A 17,269-nucleotide genomic window follows, 5' to 3' on the forward strand; every position below is an offset into this window, starting at 1 on the left:
AAAACTGCTAGGAAATCCTAGCAGTTTTTTTCAGCTTCTTGGCGTTGACGTTCGATTTCAGCACGAAGTTGTGGTTCTGGTGCTTGCCAGCCTTCAGGTTTTAGAATTTTACCGTCACCTTCGCGGAATCGAGGTTTCCCGTCAGGGAATAGTTTTGCCATGTTTGCGTTATTTACAATTTCGAATCCTTTATCAGGACGTACGCCCATTTCGGCAAACGTGCCGAATGCAAAGTAAATAAGGTCAATCAGTGCATCGTATTGATCTTCAACAGTCGTTGCTTCTAGAAATTCTTCTAGTTCTTCCTGCATAAAACTTGCACGGATTTTTGCGCGCTCTTCCGTTAATTTTGTTGGAGTATTTGTTACAGGATGTCCGAATACTTCATGCATTTTCGCAACAAGTTCGTATCCTTTATCTAAACCTTTTTCGTTTGTCATGTTGTTTCATCCTTTCTTACGTTATGCCGAAGTTTATTGTAACATAAGGTGATTATGAAATGAAAAGAACATCTTATCGAAATAAGATGTTCGCTCGTTATTCTTCTTTTTTTATTAAAATGGATAAAATAAGGTCGATGCCAAACATACCAACGAGCAACATTGGTATAACGACAAGTAAATAACGTGTGAAGGAAACATTTTTTAAGTATGTATGAGCAAATAAAAAGACGCCGAGAAATAAAATACCATTTAAAATAGGCTTTACTAATTTTTTAGACATAAGCTCCCCCATAAATATCTTCTCTCTCTATTTGATAATAAAAAACTCCTCTCTCCGTTGTATCATGCTGGAGAGAGGAGTTCAATCATTTCTCATTCAATGACACCAGAATTTGTAATATTTACGGTGTATTTTATATGGACAGGAACATCTTTATACATTTGTCTCCATTCTTCTAATTTGAATGGGCGATAATGTTGCTTATACTTTGCACCTAGCCCGAGAGGATCGACGCCTAAAGATTTAAGTTGCTTAATTAACTTAGCAGCTTGTTTATCTAATTGTTTTTGGACATCTTTTTCAATGTTTTTTGTGTTCTTGTTATTTTCTAAGTTAATTTGTTTTGATAGTTCTTGAATACGTGCATCAAGACGAACGTTAATGAAAAAAGAAGGCTTTCCGTTTTTAATTTTTATATCGTAAGTTGGAACAGAACGAATATTATTAATCATTACGTACGCAGAATCTGTTTTAAATTCATGTGAATCTAATTTATGTTTCTCTAACAGTCCTTTAAATATGAACATATCTTTTTCCGCAATTTTACCGATATATTTATCCTTTTTAAAAAGGCCAATTCCGGTAATTTTTATTTTATCACCATGTTTCTTTAGAATGGGAATATAGTAGTCTTTTCCTTCTTGATAATAGCGAAATGCTCCTATATGTAGATTATCCGCTGGTAAAGGTCCGGTCTCCATGTTATGTTCTAGCAATTTTTTTATATAAATTGCAACGTTGTATGAAGTCGAATATTTGCCTTTTAAAAGTTCAGTACCATTCCCATCTAATAAAGCAGCATATAAAGCGTTCCCTATATTCACATCTCGAAGTAATGTATCGAATGAAGTAGACATTCCTGTTTTAGCAAGTCTTATCGTATATAGAGCGACACGCATTTGTCCGCTAGCAAATGGTTGAGAAGACTCTAAAGATGTGTCTGCTTTTACTTGTTTTACTGCATTTGCACTGCCTTCAAAAACTTGCACTTTATTTCCTTTTTTCTGAATGGGACAAACGAATGTCACTTTTACTTTATTATCTTTTGCGACATCAAAAACGGTTCCTTGAATAAGCTGTACATCATCGATAATATTTTTTTGTAAACATCCAGTTAGACTGAATAATGTTATACAAGAAATAAGTATTAATTTGCTTGTGCTTTTGATTTTTTCCATTTTCTTTTCACCCACACAATAATAAATAGAATTGGGATGTATACATAAATGAGCCAAAAACTAACTTTTGATACATTACTAATAAAGTTATTAATATCGTGTCTGTTGGTTAAAAGTTGCGAAACAATGAGAGTGATAAAGATAAAAGCAATTAAAACACCCCTTTGTTTTACACGGAATATTTCATGAGTTCCTCTCATTGACGCCCATAAAGGGAGGATAAAACTTGAAATAATAACGAGTGCATAAGCGGAAATTGCAAGATATTCGAGTCTTTCTATGAATGGCAATTGAATGACTTGGGTCATAGAAAGTTGGGGCCATATCGTTTTTAACAATTGTTTTTCACTAAAAAATGCAAAGGCTAAAAGGGTGCTAAATAGATATAGAAGATTTGAAAATAGTGCCCCGTATTGAGCAAATTTATGAGATTGCATAGGTTTTTTCACAAATGGATACACCATGAGGTAAATCTCAAAACCGGTCATACTGTAGATTGACAGTTGAGCGGATTTTAAAATGTCTGAAAAAGAATGTGTGAATATAGGTAGTAAATTATCCCAATGTGAATATTTCAAAACGAATAAGCTTAGAAATAAATATCCTAATGTACCACCAACAGAGATGACGCAAATACCGGTAATTACACGAAATCCAGAGGAAATAATGTAATAACTAACTAAGCATAAAAAGAGTGTTAACATAAAGGTGGAAGCGGTAGGAAACATCCATACTTGAATAATTTCAACGTATGTTCGAATGACCGAAATACTGACGATTAAAAAATAAGCCATAAAGATGATGCTAATGCCATTTCCTAGCCATTTTCCAAATGTTTGCCGATGTAAATCAACTAAATTCCCATTTGTTTCTTTTAATAAGACATACATCATCCATATAAGAATATGGATGAAAATTCCTGTGATTATAACCCCCATCCAGCCGTCGTATCCAGCAGCTTTTGCGATAATTCGAGCGAATCCAAGAACTCCAGCACCAAACTGTGCACCGTGAATTAAGAAGAAAACAAAGATAGGAGATATTTGATATTTTTCTTGAACTTTACTCATCAATGCACCTCGTTTCTTAATCATCAAAATCCGATCTATGTTTTGTTGAAATTCCTTTCGCAGCTTTTTTTACATGTTGTGGTCTTGCTTGCACATCTCTTGTATCAATCATTGTTAATGGAAAACGGATCCAAGAATCTTTAACTGATTGTTGCCTTGTCGGGTAAAACAAAGCGTACGGCTTACGTAAGGAAGTAAGTCTAAATAGATGAGTAAATAAAAAGATAAATCCAAGAGAAATACCGAACAATCCACCTATTTCTGCAAATATGAGAAACGGGAAGCGTAGTAATCGAACGGCATTACCCATTTTATAAATAGGTGTAATAAAGGAAGCGAGTGCTGATAGTGCAACGATAATTAATAAAATGTTACTCGTTAACCCAGCTTGTACAGATGCTTGCCCGATTACGATACCGCCTACAATACCGAGTGTTTGCCCGACTTTCATCGGTAACCTTGCGCCGGCTTCTCTTAATAAATCAATTGCAAGTTCTAAAAAGAGCGCTTCAATTAAAGGTGGGAATGGTACTTGTGCCCTTGATAAAATTAAAGTTTCAAGTAAATCACTTGGAATAAGTTCATAATGATAATTTAAAACTGCAACGTATAACGGTGTAGCGCAAATTGAAAATAGAACGGCAATTAATCTTAAAATCCTTGAAAATGTAGCGTACATCCAGGAGACGTTATAGTCTTCTGGTGAAATGAAAAAATCGAAATAGGATACAGGTGTTAGTAAAACACTTGGAGAACCATCAACGAAAATAGCGATTTTTCCATCAATTAGTGCTTTTGTAACTCTATCAGTGCGTTCTGTATTGATATAGAGAGGGAAAATCGATTTTTCACCCATCAATTCTTGTATATAAGCACTATCATTAATTTGATCATATTCAAGAGCGCGTAATGATTCCTCGAGAAAATCTACATTATCTTTTTCAGCGAGGTTGTCTAAATACATCATGACAACTTTTGTTTTGGAAAACTCGCCGATAATCATTTCTTTTGTTTGTAAATCTAAAACAGGAAGACGTTTTCGAACTAAATTAATGTTTGTATCAATATCTTCTACGAAACCTTCTTGCGGACCAATAACAGTTGATTCGTTTAAAGGAGGGGTTGGTGCACGATAATTATCAATTGCAATGTTTGCAAGCATACATTTTTGATCTTGCTGATTCAATTGAATAATCGCATGCCCCTTTAAAACCATATCCTCAATTTTTTGTAAGTCGTTCGTAATTGTAATGCCGCTCATTGGAATATGTTCTTTCAGCTCTTCTAGTGAAGCATTAGGTCGTTCCAAAAGAGTAGGCATTAAATATTTTTGTAATTTCTCTCCATCAAGCGAAGGACGATAGTAAGAAATCCAATAAGGCATCGTTTCATCGTCGGATGTATGATAATTCACAAAATCACTAGATTTTTTCAGCTTCTCTATTAAATTTTGTAAAGAATGGATACGGTCTTTTTCTGGTTTCGTAAAATCATAAATACTATTACCTTTAGAGTGTTGTTGCTTACTTTGAGAAGGTTCATCTTGCTTAGCGTTTTGTTGTTTATCTTGAGACGAATCACCTTGTTTAGCACCTTGTTGTTTATCTTGAGAGGAATCCTCTTGTTTAGTACTTTGTTGCTTATCTTGAGAGGAATCATCCTGCTTAGAGTTTTGTTGCTTATCCTGAGAAGAGTCATCTTGTTTAGAGTTTTGTTGCTTATCCTGAGAGGAATCCTCTTGTTTAGCACTTTGTTGCTTATCTTGAGAGGAATCATCCTGTTTAGAGTTTTGTTGCTTATCCTGAGAAGGTTCATCTTGTTTAGCGCTTTGTTGCTTATCCTGAGAGGAATCCTCTTGTTTAGTACTTTGTTGCTTATCCTGAGAAGAATCTTTTTGTTTAGTACTTTGTTGCTTATCCTGAGAGGAATCCTCTTGTTTAGTACTTTGTTGCTTATCCTGAGAAGAATCTTTTTGTTCGTGATTTTTACCTTTATTATGTTTCATACTTCTAGTCTGTTCTTTGTTATCATCCTCTTCATTGTTAGAATGCTGCTCCTGATTATCTGTTTCGTTTGCTTCTGGTTTATTTGATTTTTTTTTCTTACGTAACCAATTCCAAATCATGTGTATACCCTCTTTAATCTTGTAATATAGTGCTATTTTGTGGCTAATTTTGTATATTATTCATTTATTTATGAAAAGAAGAAGGAGATTAGTTTGCATGGAAAAAAATCTTTAGTAAGCAGTTCATACTATAACGGGAAGAGGGAGAATTTGTGCAAATTGTAAAAAAGGAGAAGTTTGTTTTAAAAGGGTTTACGTTTGAAAATGGCAGGGAAATTCCTGTTCAAATGGGATACGAGACATATGGTACGTTAAATAGAGAAAGGTCAAATGTGATTTTGGTTTGTCATTATTTTAGTGCAACAAGTCATGCGGCAGGAAAATATACAGTGCATGATGAGGAGTCTGGTTGGTGGGATGGGCTCATTGGACCTGGAAAAGCAATTGATACAAATAAGTATTTTGTTATATGTACAGATAATCTTTGTAATGTGCAGGTGAGAAATCCATATGTGATTACAACAGGACCGAAATCGATTAATCCAGAAACTGGAGAAGAATATGCTATGGATTTTCCGGTTTTTACATTTCTTGATGTAGCTCGTATGCAATATGAGTTAATAAAAGGTATGGGAATTTCAAGGTTACACGCTGTAATTGGACCGTCGGCAGGGGGAATGATTGCACAACAATGGGCGGTTCACTATCCACATATGGTAGAGCGGATGATTGGCGTTATTACGAACCCACAAAATCCAATTATTACGTCAGTAAACGTAGCGCAAAATGCGATTGAAGCAATTCAACTGGATCCAAGTTGGAAAGGTGGAAAATATGGAGAAGAGCAGCCGATAAAGGGGCTTCATTTAGCAAATAGAATGATGTTTATGAACGCGTTTGATGAGCATTTTTATGAAATGGCATTTCCTCGTAATAGTATAGAGATAGAACCTTATGAAAAGTTTTCTACACTAACATCATTTGAAAAAGAGATAAATAAAGCGACATATAGAAGTATAGAGTTAGTAGATGCAAATTCATGGATGTATACTGCAAAGGCAGTTTTATTGCATGATATTGCACATGGTTTTTCTTCATTAGAAGAATCTCTTTCTAACATAGAAGCGAATGTACTTATGATTCCATGTAAACAAGATTTGCTTCAGCCGTCTCGTTACAACTATAAAATGGTAGATATTTTGCAAAAACAAGGGAAGTATGCGGAAGTGTATGAGATAGAAAGTATAAATGGGCATATGGCGGGAGCATTTGATATTCATTTATTTGAAAAGAAAGTTTATGAATTTTTAAATCGGAAAGTATCTAGTTTTGTTTAGAAGACAAATGATGGGGAAAAGGTGCAATGTTTGTAGTAGGCACCTTTTTTTACATGATTTGTAGACGGAAAATATATGTGGCAATTGCTATACCGAAGAATGCGATACTAAGCAATAGAAATAAGAATGACATTTCTTGGGGTGATTTTATTTTTTTAGTATTTTTCATACTAAGAGTAATAATTGCAGCGATTAAGAAAATGATGCCCATTATGAAAAGGGAAAGTGTCATTTTCATTGGCTCCTTTCATAAGACAAGTATATTGAGGATACAATGCAAGAGTTATGTTTGTAAAGAATAAGTTTTGCGAGAAAATTGAGAAATAGTTTTTCGATTCTTTGCGTTCTTTCTTTTGCGTGCTAAAATTGGTAGAGAATGTTTGTGAAAAAGAAACTAAAGGTTTTATTGTATATAAGGAGGAACTACATATGACAGAAGTTAAAACGATTACTACAGAAGAGGTACAAGAGCGTTTAGAAAATGGAGAAACGTTATTTTTAGTAGACGTAAGAGAAGATGAAGAAGTAGCGGCAGGAAAGATTCCAGAAGCTGTACATATTAAAATGGGCGATATCCCACATAAAGTAGATTTCTTTAATAAAGAGAATGAATATATCTTTATTTGTCGTTCAGGAATGCGCAGTGAAAATGTATGTCATTATTTAAATGAGCAAGGATTTAAAACAGTGAATATGGTTGGCGGTATGCTTCAATATGAAGGTGAAACGAAATAGTTAATAGTTAAAAACTTGAAACGAGTCTGTTTCAAGTTTTTTTCTTTTGCATACAGTATAAAAAGGAGGAGGGGTAAATGGGGATTAATTTGCGTAAAGTAAAAATTATGAATAATACAGGAGCTGTTAATGTCGGCGACTGTTATGATATCTCGCCTTTAGCTGTAGCAAAAGTATATGCAGGTGCTGGAGGGTCGAGTGCGGCTATTTTTTTAAATGGGAAAAGACAGCCAGAAGCAGTCATTAGAACATCAGTGTTTCTTCCGCCGTTAGCAACAAGTACACGTACATTAGGTTCATAGAGGAAAGGTAGAGTGTAATTATGCCTGCTCATATAAAAGAATTTGTTATTGTGAATAACACTGGGAATATATTTACCGGTGATAATTTGAGTGATACTTCATTTACTGCTTCGAAATCATATAGTGGTTCAATGGGGTGCACTTGGATTGATGTTGTTACAGTAATAGGGACGGAGACGAAGCTTTGTTTACAGCCAGGTGATTCGGTGACGACAACATATACAAGAGGCACTCCTGCTGGTACTGTAACAGGAACAAATATGGGGCAAAGTGTAAATACATCGGGTATAGCACAAGCTGTCCCTAATACAGATAATATGGATTCAATTGCAGGACTCCCTTAAGGAATTAAGGGAGTTTTTATTATTTAAAATAAAAATAGTCTTGGAAATTATTTTTGTAAATAGATTAAGAAGAGGCTTATTTATTATGAAAAAGACGGTTTGTAGGTGGTGAAAGTGTGAAGAATCGTGATAATAATCGGAAGCAAAATTCGTTAAGCTCTAATTTTAGAATTCCACCAGAACTTATTGGGCCTACTTTCCCACCCGTTCCAACTGGATTTACAGGTATAGGGATTACTGGTCCAACCGGTCCACAAGGCCCAACAGGACCTCAAGGACCAAGAGGATTACAAGGTCCGATGGGGGAGATGGGCCCGACAGGACCTCAAGGTGTGCAAGGGATACAAGGATCAGTTGGTCCAATAGGTGCAACTGGACCAGAAGGACAGCAGGGGCCACAAGGATTGAGAGGACCACAAGGAGAAACTGGAGCGACAGGACCGGGGGGTGTGCAAGGGCTACAAGGTCCGATTGGTCCAACGGGAGCGACTGGGGCACAAGGTATACAAGGGATACAGGGATTACAGGGGCCAATTGGAGCGACGGGACCTGAGGGATCTCAAGGAATTCAAGGCGTCCAAGGGTTACCGGGTGCAACTGGTCCACAAGGAATACAAGGAGCACAAGGGATACAAGGAACACCAGGACCGAGTGGAAATACAGGTGCAACCGGAGCGACTGGAGCAACTGGTCAGGGGATAACGGGCCCGACTGGAATAACAGGTCCAACTGGAATAACTGGACCATCTGGAGGACCTCCTGGTCCGACGGGGCCGACTGGTGCGACAGGTCCAGGTGGTGGACCGAGTGGAAGTACAGGTGCGACTGGAGCAACGGGGAATACTGGGGCTACAGGAAGTACAGGGGTAACAGGAGCAACGGGAAGTACAGGTCCGACTGGAAGTACGGGAGCACAGGGCTTGCAAGGAATCCAAGGGATTCAAGGACCAATTGGGCCAACAGGTCCAGAAGGTTCGCAGGGTATTCAAGGTATTCCTGGTCCGACGGGAGTAACTGGTGAACAAGGAATACAAGGAGTTCAAGGTATTCAAGGGGCAACGGGAGCAACAGGAGATCAAGGTCCACAAGGTATACAGGGGGTTATAGGGCCACAAGGGGTAACAGGGGTCACAGGAGATCAAGGTCCACAAGGTATACAAGGAGTACCAGGGCCATCAGGAGAAACAGGGCCACAGGGAGTTCAAGGGATACAAGGTCCGATGGGTGATATAGGACCAACAGGTCCAGAAGGCCCAGAGGGACTGCAGGGCCCGCAAGGAATACAAGGTGTGCCAGGGCCAGTTGGAGCGACGGGTCCAGAGGGTCCACAGGGGATACAAGGCATTCAAGGACCGGTAGGAGCAACAGGCCCACAAGGCCCACAAGGAATTCAGGGAATACAAGGTGTGCAAGGGATAACGGGAGCAACAGGAGTACAAGGAGCAACTGGAATTCAAGGGATACAAGGGGAAATAGGAGCAACGGGTCCAGAGGGGCCACAAGGAGTGCAAGGTGCTCAAGGGGCGATTGGTCCAACCGGTCCGATGGGGCCACAAGGAGTGCAAGGAGTACAAGGAATTCAAGGAGCGACGGGTGCACAAGGAGTGCAAGGTCCACAAGGAATTCAAGGAATCCAAGGTCCGACGGGGGCAACAGGGGATATGGGAGCAACTGGGGCGACAGGGGAAGGCACTACAGGCCCAACAGGAGTAACTGGTCCAACAGGGGTAACAGGCCCGTCTGGAGGACCAGCAGGACCGACCGGCCCAACGGGGCCATCAGGTCCGGCGGGAGTAACTGGTCCATCTGGTGGACCACCTGGCCCGACAGGAGCAACCGGGGCGACAGGCTCAACTGGAGTGACAGGAGCGACAGGAGAAACGGGAGCAACCGGAGTGACGGGTTTACAGGGTCCGCAAGGAATCCAAGGTGTGCAGGGAGAGATAGGTCCAACAGGGCCACAAGGTGTTCAAGGTCCCCAAGGAATTCAAGGAGTAACGGGGGCCACAGGAGATCAAGGTCCGCAAGGGATTCAAGGCCCACAAGGCGACATAGGTCCAACTGGTCCACAAGGAATTCAAGGCCCACAAGGTTCTCAAGGAATCCAAGGAGCGACAGGGGGAACAGGAGCACAAGGCCCACAGGGAATCCAAGGTCCGCAAGGTGACATAGGTCCGACTGGGTCACAAGGTCCAACTGGAATCCAAGGGATACAAGGAGAGATAGGACCAACAGGTCCAGAAGGCCCAGAGGGACTGCAGGGCCCGCAAGGAATACAAGGTGTTCAAGGGCCAGTTGGAGCAACGGGTCCAGAGGGTCCTCAGGGGATACAAGGCATTCAAGGAGTGCAAGGAGCAACCGGCCCACAAGGTCCACAAGGAATACAGGGAATACAAGGTGTGCAAGGGATAACGGGAGCAACTGGAGCACAAGGAGCAACTGGAATTCAAGGGATACAAGGGGAAATAGGAGCAACCGGTCCAGAGGGGCCCCAAGGAGTGCAAGGAATACAAGGGGCGATTGGTCCAACAGGTCCGATGGGCGCACAAGGAGTGCAGGGAATACAAGGGATTCAAGGAGCAACAGGTGCACAAGGAGTGCAAGGACCACAAGGAATTCAAGGAGTGCAAGGTCCGACGGGAGCAACAGGAGATACGGGGGCAACCGGAGCGACGGGAGAAGGAACTACCGGTCCAACAGGAGTAACCGGTCCAACAGGGGTGACTGGCCCGTCAGGAGGACCAGCAGGACCGACCGGCCCAACGGGGCCATCAGGTCCGGCAGGAGTGACAGGTCCATCAGGTGGACCACCTGGCCCGACAGGAGTAACAGGAGATACTGGGGCGACAGGCTCAACTGGAGTGACAGGAACAACAGGAGCAACCGGAGTGACGGGTTTACAGGGCCCGCAAGGAATCCAAGGTGTTCAAGGAGAGATAGGTCCAACCGGTCCACAGGGTATTCAAGGTCCCCAAGGAATCCAAGGAGTAACGGGGGCAACCGGAGCACAAGGTCCCCAAGGAATTCAAGGCCCGCAAGGAATTCAAGGTCCAACGGGAGTTACAGGAGCAACCGGAGCGACAGGTCCACAAGGAATTCAAGGCCCACAAGGAATTCAAGGCCCACAAGGAATTCAAGGCCCGCAAGGAATTCAAGGTCCAACGGGAGATACAGGTCCAACCGGCTCACAAGGAATCCAAGGTCCAACTGGTCCAACCGGAGCTGGAGCAACCGGAGCCACAGGAGTGACCGGGGTGACCGGAGTCAGTACAACTGCAACGTATGCGTTTGCGAATAATACATCAGGAAGTGTTATTTCTGTTTTGTTAGGTGGCACGAATATTCCGTTACCAAACAATCAAAATATTGGACCAGGAATAACCGTTAGTGGTGGAAATACTGTATTTACAGTTGCGAATGCAGGAAACTATTATATAGCTTATACAATTAATTTAACGGCAGGATTACTTGTAAGTTCTCGTATAACTGTAAATGGCAGTCCGCTTGCGGGAACGATAAACTCCCCCGCAGTGGCTACTGGCTCATTTAGTGCCACAATAATTGCTAACTTGCCTGCTGGAGCCGCTGTTAGCTTACAGTTATTTGGAGTAGTTGCAGTAGCTACATTATCTACAGCAACGCCAGGGGCTACTCTAACTATTATTAGATTAAGTTAATAAGCAGAAAACCTTGAAACTTTTATGTTTCAAGGTTTTTTTATCTTTGTATTTGTAAGTAAACCTCGTTAACCAGGGGAGTGGATCCCCTCTAATTATTTAAAGTTTCACATTATTCTCTTGAGCAAAAACATCGCAGTTCGAAAATATATTATAATAGAATGAAAAGAAAGAAATTTGGCAGAAAGGGAGGGTGGCGATGCAGGAGATGGTTAAAGATTTTTTTGGACGCCCACTTCAAGATTTACGTATATCTGTCATTGATCGTTGCAATTTTAGATGTACATATTGTATGCCAGCGGAAATATTTGGGTCAGATTATGCTTTTTTGAAAGATGAGTTTTTACTAACTTTTGATGAAATTGAGCGTTTGGCAAAATTATTTGTTAACATTGGTGTACGAAAAATTAGAATTACTGGCGGTGAGCCACTACTTCGTAAAGATTTAACAAAACTTATTGCACGTCTTGTGAAAATTGATGGGCTAATAGATATAGGGTTAACGACAAATGCTGTACATTTAACGAAACAAGCGAAGGCATTAAAAGAAGCTGGATTACATAGAGTGAATGTTAGTTTAGATGCAATAGATGACGACATATTTAAGAATATTAATGGTCGAAATATTAATACGAAACCGGTAATTAAGGGAATTATAGCAGCTAAAGAGGCGGGGCTGGAAGTAAAGGTAAATATGGTTGTGAAAAAAGGGATGAACGATCATCAAGTACTTCCGATGGCTGCGTATTTTAAAGAGCAAGGAATCACGCTTCGGTTTATTGAGTTTATGGATGTTGGTAGTACAAATGGGTGGAATTTTGATCAAGTCGTTACAAAACGAGAATTGATTGAGATGATTCATAAGATGGATCCACTTGAGCCAGCTGAAGCGCATTACTTTGGTGAAGTTGCGAAGCGATATCGGTACGTTGGAACAAATGTTGAAGTTGGTTTTATTACATCTGTTTCTGAGTCATTTTGTGTCTCTTGTACGAGGGCGAGAATTTCGGCAGATGGAAAGTTTTATACGTGCTTATTTGCGACAGAGGGTTTGGATGTAAGAGAACTTCTTAGAGGAAATCTTTCGGATGAGGAGTTATTAAGTGTTATACAAGATGTATGGATGAATAGAAAAGATAGGTATTCGGATGAACGAACAGAAGAAAGTGCAAAAAATCGTCCGAAAATCGAAATGTCTTATATAGGAGGATAAGAAAGGGGGCTATCGCATGCAGGAGCGATATTCAAGACAAATATTATTTTCTGGTGTTGGAGAAGAAGGACAGAGAAAAATAAGAGAGAAGCATGTGCTTATTATTGGTGCTGGTGCTCTCGGTGCGGCAAATGCAGAAGCGATTGTTAGAGCAGGTGTTGGAAAAGTAACGATTGCTGACCGTGATTATGTAGAATGGAGTAATTTACAAAGACAACAACTATATACAGAAGAAGATGCAAAGCAGTATAAACCGAAGGCGATAGCGGCTGCAGAACATTTAAAAGCGATTAATTCTGAGGTGGAAATAAATCCGGTTGTGACGGATGTAACGGTGCAAGAAATGGAAGAATTAGTGAATGATGTAGATTTAATATTAGATGCGACAGATAATTTTGAAACGCGTCTTCTTATTAATGATATTTCACAAAAGTATAATATTCCGTGGATATATGGTGGGTGTGTCGGAAGCTACGGAGTAACGTATACAATTTTACCAGGGAAAACACCGTGTTTTCGCTGTTTAATGGAGCATCCAGCGAGCGGTGCAACATGTGACACAGCTGGTATTATACAACCGGCAGTACAATTAGTAGTTGCGCATCAAATTACGGAAGCGCTGAAAATATTAGTAGAAGACTTTGGTGCGCTTCGTGAAACGATGTTATCGTTTGATCTTTGGAATAATCAACAGATGGCATTTAAAGTGAATAGGCAGAAAAAAGATACTTGTTTATCTTGCGGAAGGTTACGTACATATCCGAGTTTAACATTTGAAGGACAAACGAAAACAGAAGTGTTATGTGGGCGGAATACAGTACAAATTCGCCCGGGTGTGCGGAAGAATTTTAATTTAGAAGAAATTAAAAAACGCTTACAAAGAAGCGTAGAGATAAAGGCGACACCTTATTTATTATCATTTCCGGTAGAAGAATATCGTTTTGTTTTATTTACAGATGGCAGGGCGTTCATTCATGGGACGAATGATATGAATGTAGCGAAAAGTTTATATGCAAGATATATAGGTTGAACCTAAAGGAAACCCTTTAGGCTCAACGGAGAGAGGATTATGAGTTTCTCGTATAATCTCCACTTTTTCCACCTGTTTTTTCAAGTAAGTACGTTTCACCGATAATCATACCTTTATCGACAGCTTTACACATATCATACACAGTAAGAGCGGTAGCGGAAGCAGCTGTTAAAGCTTCCATTTCAACACCGGTGCTACCTTCTGTTTTAACTTTTACTTCAATGAGTAAACGATATTGTTCTTCTGATTGTTTCCAATCGAAAGAAACGTCAACACCTTTTAATAATAAAGGGTGGCACATTGGGATAATATCAGAAGTACGTTTCGCGGCCATAATGCCTGCGATTTGCGCAACTGCTAATACGTCACCTTTCCCAATTTCATTGTGAGAGATTTTATCGTAAATTTCTTTCGTAACGACAATGCTAGAGCACGCAATTGCTGTTCGAACGGTTGCTTTTTTGTCGCTTATATCAACCATTTTTGCGCGTCCTTGGTCATTGAAATGTGTAAATGAAGACATGGAATTCCTCCTTGAAGTAATTTCTATTGAATATATAAAGTTTAATCGAGATAAAAAAAATTGCAAATATGAGGTGAGAAACGATGGTAGAAAAACGAATTCCAATTCAAGTTGCTGAGGCAGTAGAACGGGTAATGAAATATGCGAAGCATGGTGAAGTAGAAGAAATTTCTATTACGGAAAGTTACGGGAGAATTCTCGGGGAAGATGTTGTCTCAGATCATGACGTTCCTCATTTTGATCGTTCCCCTTACGATGGTTTCGCCATTCGAGCAGAAGATACGAAAGAAGCAACTCAAGAGAATCCAGTTGAATTTGAAGTAATAGGAGAAATCGGGGCGGGTTCCGTTTTTTTAGAGGAAGTAGGAGCTTTTGAAGCAATTCGCATTATGACAGGAGCAGCTATTCCAGAAGATTGCAATGCAGTCGTAATGCTAGAGCTGACAGAAGGGTTTGAGAAGAACGGGAAAACATATATGAAGTTAAAACGCCCTTTTAATAACGGTGACAATGTGTCGTTTAAAGGAGAAGATATAAAACAAAATCAAGTTCTCGTTAAGAAAGGTGTTGCAATTAATCCAGGTGTTGCGGCCTTACTAGCAACGTTTGGATATAGCACGGTGAAAGTTGTAAAACAGCCTGTTGTCGGTATTGTAACGACAGGAAGTGAATTATTAGAAGTACATGAGCCGTTAGAACCGGGGAAAATTAGAAATAGTAACTCGTATATGATCGCAGCTCAAATTATGAAAGCTGGCGGGAAAGTTCGTTATTATGGTCAACTCGCGGATGAGTTAGATGCATGTTTTACAGCTGTTCAATCAGCGATGGATGAGGTCGACATTTTAATTACAACAGGCGGTGTATCAGTAGGAGATTATGACTACTTACCAGCTATTTATGAAAGATTACAGGCAAATGTACTCTTTAATAAGATAGCCATGAGGCCCGGAAGTGTAACGACAGTAGCTGAAGTTGATGGAAAGTTACTCTTTGGTTTATCAGGAAATCCGTCTGCTTGTTATGTAGGCTTTGAATTATTTGTGCATCCAATTATAAAAACGTATTTGTATGCGAAGGAACCTCACGTATATAGAGCGGATGCTATTTTACAAAAAGATTTTCCGAAGCCAAATCCATTTACTCGTTTCGTAAGAGCGAACGTAACAATTGTGGATGGGGCGTTACAAGCGATGCCGGTTGGTTTAGATAAATCGAGTGCGGTATCTTCACTTGCAGATGCGAATGCTTTTATCGTGTTACCCGGAGGAACGAGAGGATTTGAGACCGGAATGAAAGTATCCGTATTATTGTTAGAGCACTCTGAGGGATGTGAGTGGCCATGGGTGAAGCCCCTTCAATCTTACAAATAGTAGGGTATCAAAATAGCGGAAAAACGACACTTGTAGAGAAAATTGTGCATGCATTAGCAGAAAGCGAAATGAAAGTTGCTACAATTAAACATCACGGGCACGGAGGTTTTCCAGAAGTAGCGCAAAAAGATAGCGAAAGACACCGTAAAGCTGGTGCTGTCGTAAGTAGTGTAGAAGGTGCTGGATTACTTTCACTTTCTTCACTAAGAAAGAAATGGTCCTTGCAAGAAATTATTCGCTTATATGAGTTTTTTAAAGTGGATACAATTTTAATAGAGGGCTATAAAAAAGAGAACTACCCGAAAGTAGTGTTACTTCGTTCTGCGGAAGATGCTGAGCTTTTACATAAAGTAGAAAATATAGTGGCGGTTATTACGTGGTATGATGTCCCAGTAAATATACGAGAAGAATATAAAGTATTTCATATAACAGAAGAAGAGTTGTACATAGACTGGTTTTTACAAACGGTTAGGAGTGCGAAATGACAAATACATATTATGAAGTAATTGATACAGAAATCTCGATTGAAGAGGTAACGAAGAAAGTAATTCGACGTGAATGCGGTGCTGTTACAACATTTATTGGAACGGTTAGAGAGTTTACGAAAGGGCGTCGTACATTATACTTAGAATATGTCGCTTATAAAACGATGGCAGAAAAGATGCTAGAGAAAATCGGATTAGAAGTGAAAGAGAAATGGCCAGGTACACACGTTGCGATTACACATCGCATCGGTACGTTGCAAATTTCTGATATAGCGGTTGTTGTTGCTGTTTCAACACCACACCGTAAAGCGGCTTATGAAGCGAACGAATATATTATGGAACGCATAAAACAAATTGTTCCGATTTGGAAAAAGGAGTTTTGGGAAGATGGTGACTCATGGATTGGTGATCAATTAGAAAAAACACCATATCCGGCGGGAGAGCCTGGGAAGGAGCTATAAGTATGATTCGAGTATTGTTATTTGCGCACTTGCAAGAAGAAGCAGGGACAAGTGAATTACAAATAGAGAAAGAAAATATTACGGTTGCACAGTTAAAAGATGTTGTTGCGAACGAATATAATGTACCAGTTTCAGAGCCAATTATGGTTGCGATTAATGAAGAATATGCAAATGAAGATGACAGGGTCCAATCTGGTGATGTTGTTGCACTAATCCCACCAGTGAGCGGTGGTTAATATTGGATTCATTAAAACGACTTTCCTATATAGGGAAAGTCGTTTTTTTATGGCAGTTTTGAGAACACTAATCTATAGAACAAGGAGGGAATTATGAAAAAAATATGTGTAATTATGACAATGCTATGTGCGTCTTTTTTCTCTTCTCCAAGTGATTCTTTCGCGAAAGAATCAAGAGAACAGCTTTTAGAGAGTGCATTATCAAATAGGTACTATTCAGTTATTAGACAAGTGACAGAAGATCAATATGAATGTGCTTCAGTCATAAATATAAAGCGTCTCGGCAAGAAAGATGAATTTGTTCCTAGGTATGAAGTGAAGCTACAATTTCTTACATTTCAAGGAGCGCATAATCCCCCGAACGATAAAGTTACGCTTACTTTGGAAGACCATTTAGATCACGTAAAGATAAAGAAAGTGGAGCGAGAAAAGAATGTTTCTGACGCTATTGCAGAAAAAGTTTGTGAACGGGAAAAAGAAAAAATAAAAGCTCACTCTAATGACTTAGAGTGATAAC

General features: G+C 39.9%; 19 protein-coding genes. 12 read left to right on the forward strand and 7 right to left on the reverse strand.

Translation table 11 applies throughout. The annotated features are described in order from the left end of the window. Window positions 1-17: 17 nt before the first annotated feature. The 5 genes from ACS2QP_RS14890 to ACS2QP_RS14910 form a co-directional block, all read right to left on the reverse strand. Window positions 18-440 (reverse strand): hypothetical protein, encoded by a 423-nt coding sequence (locus ACS2QP_RS14890; RefSeq protein ID WP_000180554.1) that lies wholly within the window; start codon window positions 438-440, stop codon window positions 18-20. Between the two features lie 97 nt (window positions 441-537). Further along, window positions 538-723, reverse strand: a complete 186-nt coding sequence (locus tag ACS2QP_RS14895; RefSeq protein WP_000038783.1) for a hypothetical protein — start codon at window positions 721-723, stop codon at window positions 538-540. Window positions 724-815: 92 nt separating this feature from the next. Beyond that, on the reverse strand, window positions 816-1,901 hold the full coding sequence (gerHC, locus tag ACS2QP_RS14900; RefSeq protein ID WP_438882563.1) for a spore germination protein GerHC: 1,086 nt from the start codon (window positions 1,899-1,901) through the stop codon (window positions 816-818). Beyond that, on the reverse strand, window positions 1,871-2,971 hold the full coding sequence (locus ACS2QP_RS14905; protein ID WP_000049052.1) for a spore germination protein: 1,101 nt from the start codon (window positions 2,969-2,971) through the stop codon (window positions 1,871-1,873). The genes gerHC and ACS2QP_RS14905 overlap by 31 nt, the downstream gene beginning before the upstream one ends. 16 nt (window positions 2,972-2,987) lie before the next feature. Beyond that, window positions 2,988-5,096 carry a spore germination protein gene (locus tag ACS2QP_RS14910; protein ID WP_438882564.1) on the reverse strand — a complete coding sequence of 703 codons (2,109 nt, stop codon included), beginning with the start codon at window positions 5,094-5,096 and terminating at the stop codon, window positions 2,988-2,990. A 152-nt stretch (window positions 5,097-5,248) separates the two neighbouring features. On the opposite strand from ACS2QP_RS14910, the gene ACS2QP_RS14915 reads away from it, so the two are divergent. Continuing rightward, on the forward strand, window positions 5,249-6,373 hold the full coding sequence (locus ACS2QP_RS14915) for an alpha/beta fold hydrolase (protein ID WP_001167639.1): 1,125 nt from the start codon (window positions 5,249-5,251) through the stop codon (window positions 6,371-6,373). A 49-nt stretch (window positions 6,374-6,422) separates the two neighbouring features. Here the strand turns inward: ACS2QP_RS14915 and ACS2QP_RS14920 are convergent, their stop codons facing one another. Next, window positions 6,423-6,605 carry a hypothetical protein gene (locus ACS2QP_RS14920; protein ID WP_000175905.1) on the reverse strand — a complete coding sequence of 61 codons (183 nt, stop codon included), beginning with the start codon at window positions 6,603-6,605 and terminating at the stop codon, window positions 6,423-6,425. Window positions 6,606-6,802: 197 nt separating this feature from the next. Here ACS2QP_RS14920 and ACS2QP_RS14925 point away from each other — a divergent pair, with 197 nt between their 5' ends. The 6 genes from ACS2QP_RS14925 to ACS2QP_RS14950 all read left to right on the forward strand — a co-directional run bounded on the left by ACS2QP_RS14925 (window position 6,803) and on the right by ACS2QP_RS14950 (window position 13,674). Further along, window positions 6,803-7,108: a rhodanese-like domain-containing protein gene (locus tag ACS2QP_RS14925; protein ID WP_000141207.1), complete on the forward strand. Its 306-nt coding sequence runs from the start codon at window positions 6,803-6,805 to the stop codon at window positions 7,106-7,108. Window positions 7,109-7,185: 77 nt separating this feature from the next. Beyond that, window positions 7,186-7,410 (forward strand): spore germination protein, encoded by a 225-nt coding sequence (locus ACS2QP_RS14930; RefSeq protein ID WP_000512468.1) that lies wholly within the window; start codon window positions 7,186-7,188, stop codon window positions 7,408-7,410. Between the two features lie 20 nt (window positions 7,411-7,430). Further along, the gene (locus ACS2QP_RS14935) at window positions 7,431-7,754 is read left to right on the forward strand and encodes a hypothetical protein (RefSeq protein ID WP_001110855.1); all 324 of its coding nucleotides are present in this window, start codon (window positions 7,431-7,433) and stop codon (window positions 7,752-7,754) included. A gap of 116 nt (window positions 7,755-7,870) precedes the next feature. Further along, complete coding sequence (locus tag ACS2QP_RS14940; protein WP_438882565.1) at window positions 7,871-11,431, forward strand: BclA-related collagen-like exosporium protein; 3,561 nt, start codon at window positions 7,871-7,873, stop codon at window positions 11,429-11,431. Between the two features lie 199 nt (window positions 11,432-11,630). Beyond that, window positions 11,631-12,644, forward strand: coding sequence for a GTP 3',8-cyclase MoaA (moaA, locus tag ACS2QP_RS14945; RefSeq protein ID WP_001157119.1), 1,014 nt, complete (start codon window positions 11,631-11,633; stop codon window positions 12,642-12,644). A 16-nt stretch (window positions 12,645-12,660) separates the two neighbouring features. Further along, window positions 12,661-13,674, forward strand: coding sequence for a molybdopterin-synthase adenylyltransferase MoeB (locus ACS2QP_RS14950; protein ID WP_001158098.1), 1,014 nt, complete (start codon window positions 12,661-12,663; stop codon window positions 13,672-13,674). Between the two features lie 37 nt (window positions 13,675-13,711). Here the strand turns inward: ACS2QP_RS14950 and moaC are convergent, their stop codons facing one another. Then, the gene (gene moaC, locus ACS2QP_RS14955) at window positions 13,712-14,197 is read right to left on the reverse strand and encodes a cyclic pyranopterin monophosphate synthase MoaC (RefSeq protein ID WP_000094146.1); all 486 of its coding nucleotides are present in this window, start codon (window positions 14,195-14,197) and stop codon (window positions 13,712-13,714) included. A gap of 83 nt (window positions 14,198-14,280) precedes the next feature. Between moaC and ACS2QP_RS14960 the strand changes: the two genes are divergently transcribed. The 5 genes from ACS2QP_RS14960 (at window position 14,281) to ACS2QP_RS14980 (ending at window position 17,265) form a co-directional block, all read left to right on the forward strand. Then, the gene (locus tag ACS2QP_RS14960) at window positions 14,281-15,570 is read left to right on the forward strand and encodes a molybdopterin molybdotransferase MoeA (RefSeq protein WP_000229691.1); all 1,290 of its coding nucleotides are present in this window, start codon (window positions 14,281-14,283) and stop codon (window positions 15,568-15,570) included. Further along, window positions 15,540-16,055 (forward strand): molybdopterin-guanine dinucleotide biosynthesis protein B, encoded by a 516-nt coding sequence (gene mobB, locus ACS2QP_RS14965; protein WP_000503325.1) that lies wholly within the window; start codon window positions 15,540-15,542, stop codon window positions 16,053-16,055. Before ACS2QP_RS14960 ends, mobB begins: the two co-directional genes overlap by 31 nt. Then, window positions 16,052-16,516, forward strand: a complete 465-nt coding sequence (gene moaE / locus ACS2QP_RS14970) for a molybdopterin synthase catalytic subunit MoaE (protein ID WP_000185942.1) — start codon at window positions 16,052-16,054, stop codon at window positions 16,514-16,516. Before mobB ends, moaE begins: the two co-directional genes overlap by 4 nt. Window positions 16,517-16,518: 2 nt before the next feature. Then, window positions 16,519-16,752 (forward strand): molybdopterin converting factor subunit 1, encoded by a 234-nt coding sequence (gene moaD / locus ACS2QP_RS14975; protein ID WP_000621778.1) that lies wholly within the window; start codon window positions 16,519-16,521, stop codon window positions 16,750-16,752. Between the two features lie 93 nt (window positions 16,753-16,845). Then, entirely contained in the window at window positions 16,846-17,265 is a 420-nt protein-coding gene (locus tag ACS2QP_RS14980; RefSeq protein WP_416809589.1) for a DUF3888 domain-containing protein, read from the forward strand. Window positions 17,266-17,269: the final 4 nt, after the last annotated feature.

The organism is Bacillus cereus group sp. Bce019, from assembly GCF_051781745.1.
Taxonomy (GTDB): Bacteria; Bacillota; Bacilli; order Bacillales; family Bacillaceae_G; genus Bacillus_A; species Bacillus_A cereus.

What these genes read in the sequence shown, in the direction of transcription:
- ACS2QP_RS14930 (WP_000512468.1), top strand. Translation starts at nt 7,186, where the DNA reads ATGGGGATTAATTTGCGTAAAGTAAAAATTATGAATAATACAGGAGCT.
- ACS2QP_RS14890 (WP_000180554.1), bottom strand. Translation starts at nt 440, where the DNA reads ATGACAAACGAAAAAGGTTTAGATAAAGGATACGAACTTGTTGCGAAA.
- ACS2QP_RS14980 (WP_416809589.1), top strand. Translation starts at nt 16,846, where the DNA reads ATGAAAAAAATATGTGTAATTATGACAATGCTATGTGCGTCTTTTTTC.
- gerHC (WP_438882563.1), bottom strand. Translation starts at nt 1,901, where the DNA reads ATGGAAAAAATCAAAAGCACAAGCAAATTAATACTTATTTCTTGTATA.
- mobB (WP_000503325.1), top strand. Translation starts at nt 15,540, where the DNA reads ATGGGTGAAGCCCCTTCAATCTTACAAATAGTAGGGTATCAAAATAGC.
- ACS2QP_RS14960 (WP_000229691.1), top strand. Translation starts at nt 14,281, where the DNA reads ATGGTAGAAAAACGAATTCCAATTCAAGTTGCTGAGGCAGTAGAACGG.
- ACS2QP_RS14935 (WP_001110855.1), top strand. Translation starts at nt 7,431, where the DNA reads ATGCCTGCTCATATAAAAGAATTTGTTATTGTGAATAACACTGGGAAT.
- ACS2QP_RS14950 (WP_001158098.1), top strand. Translation starts at nt 12,661, where the DNA reads ATGCAGGAGCGATATTCAAGACAAATATTATTTTCTGGTGTTGGAGAA.
- ACS2QP_RS14925 (WP_000141207.1), top strand. Translation starts at nt 6,803, where the DNA reads ATGACAGAAGTTAAAACGATTACTACAGAAGAGGTACAAGAGCGTTTA.
- ACS2QP_RS14910 (WP_438882564.1), bottom strand. Translation starts at nt 5,096, where the DNA reads ATGATTTGGAATTGGTTACGTAAGAAAAAAAAATCAAATAAACCAGAA.
- moaA (WP_001157119.1), top strand. Translation starts at nt 11,631, where the DNA reads ATGCAGGAGATGGTTAAAGATTTTTTTGGACGCCCACTTCAAGATTTA.
- moaC (WP_000094146.1), bottom strand. Translation starts at nt 14,197, where the DNA reads ATGTCTTCATTTACACATTTCAATGACCAAGGACGCGCAAAAATGGTT.
- ACS2QP_RS14895 (WP_000038783.1), bottom strand. Translation starts at nt 723, where the DNA reads ATGTCTAAAAAATTAGTAAAGCCTATTTTAAATGGTATTTTATTTCTC.
- ACS2QP_RS14920 (WP_000175905.1), bottom strand. Translation starts at nt 6,605, where the DNA reads ATGACACTTTCCCTTTTCATAATGGGCATCATTTTCTTAATCGCTGCA.
- ACS2QP_RS14905 (WP_000049052.1), bottom strand. Translation starts at nt 2,971, where the DNA reads ATGAGTAAAGTTCAAGAAAAATATCAAATATCTCCTATCTTTGTTTTC.
- moaE (WP_000185942.1), top strand. Translation starts at nt 16,052, where the DNA reads ATGACAAATACATATTATGAAGTAATTGATACAGAAATCTCGATTGAA.
- moaD (WP_000621778.1), top strand. Translation starts at nt 16,519, where the DNA reads ATGATTCGAGTATTGTTATTTGCGCACTTGCAAGAAGAAGCAGGGACA.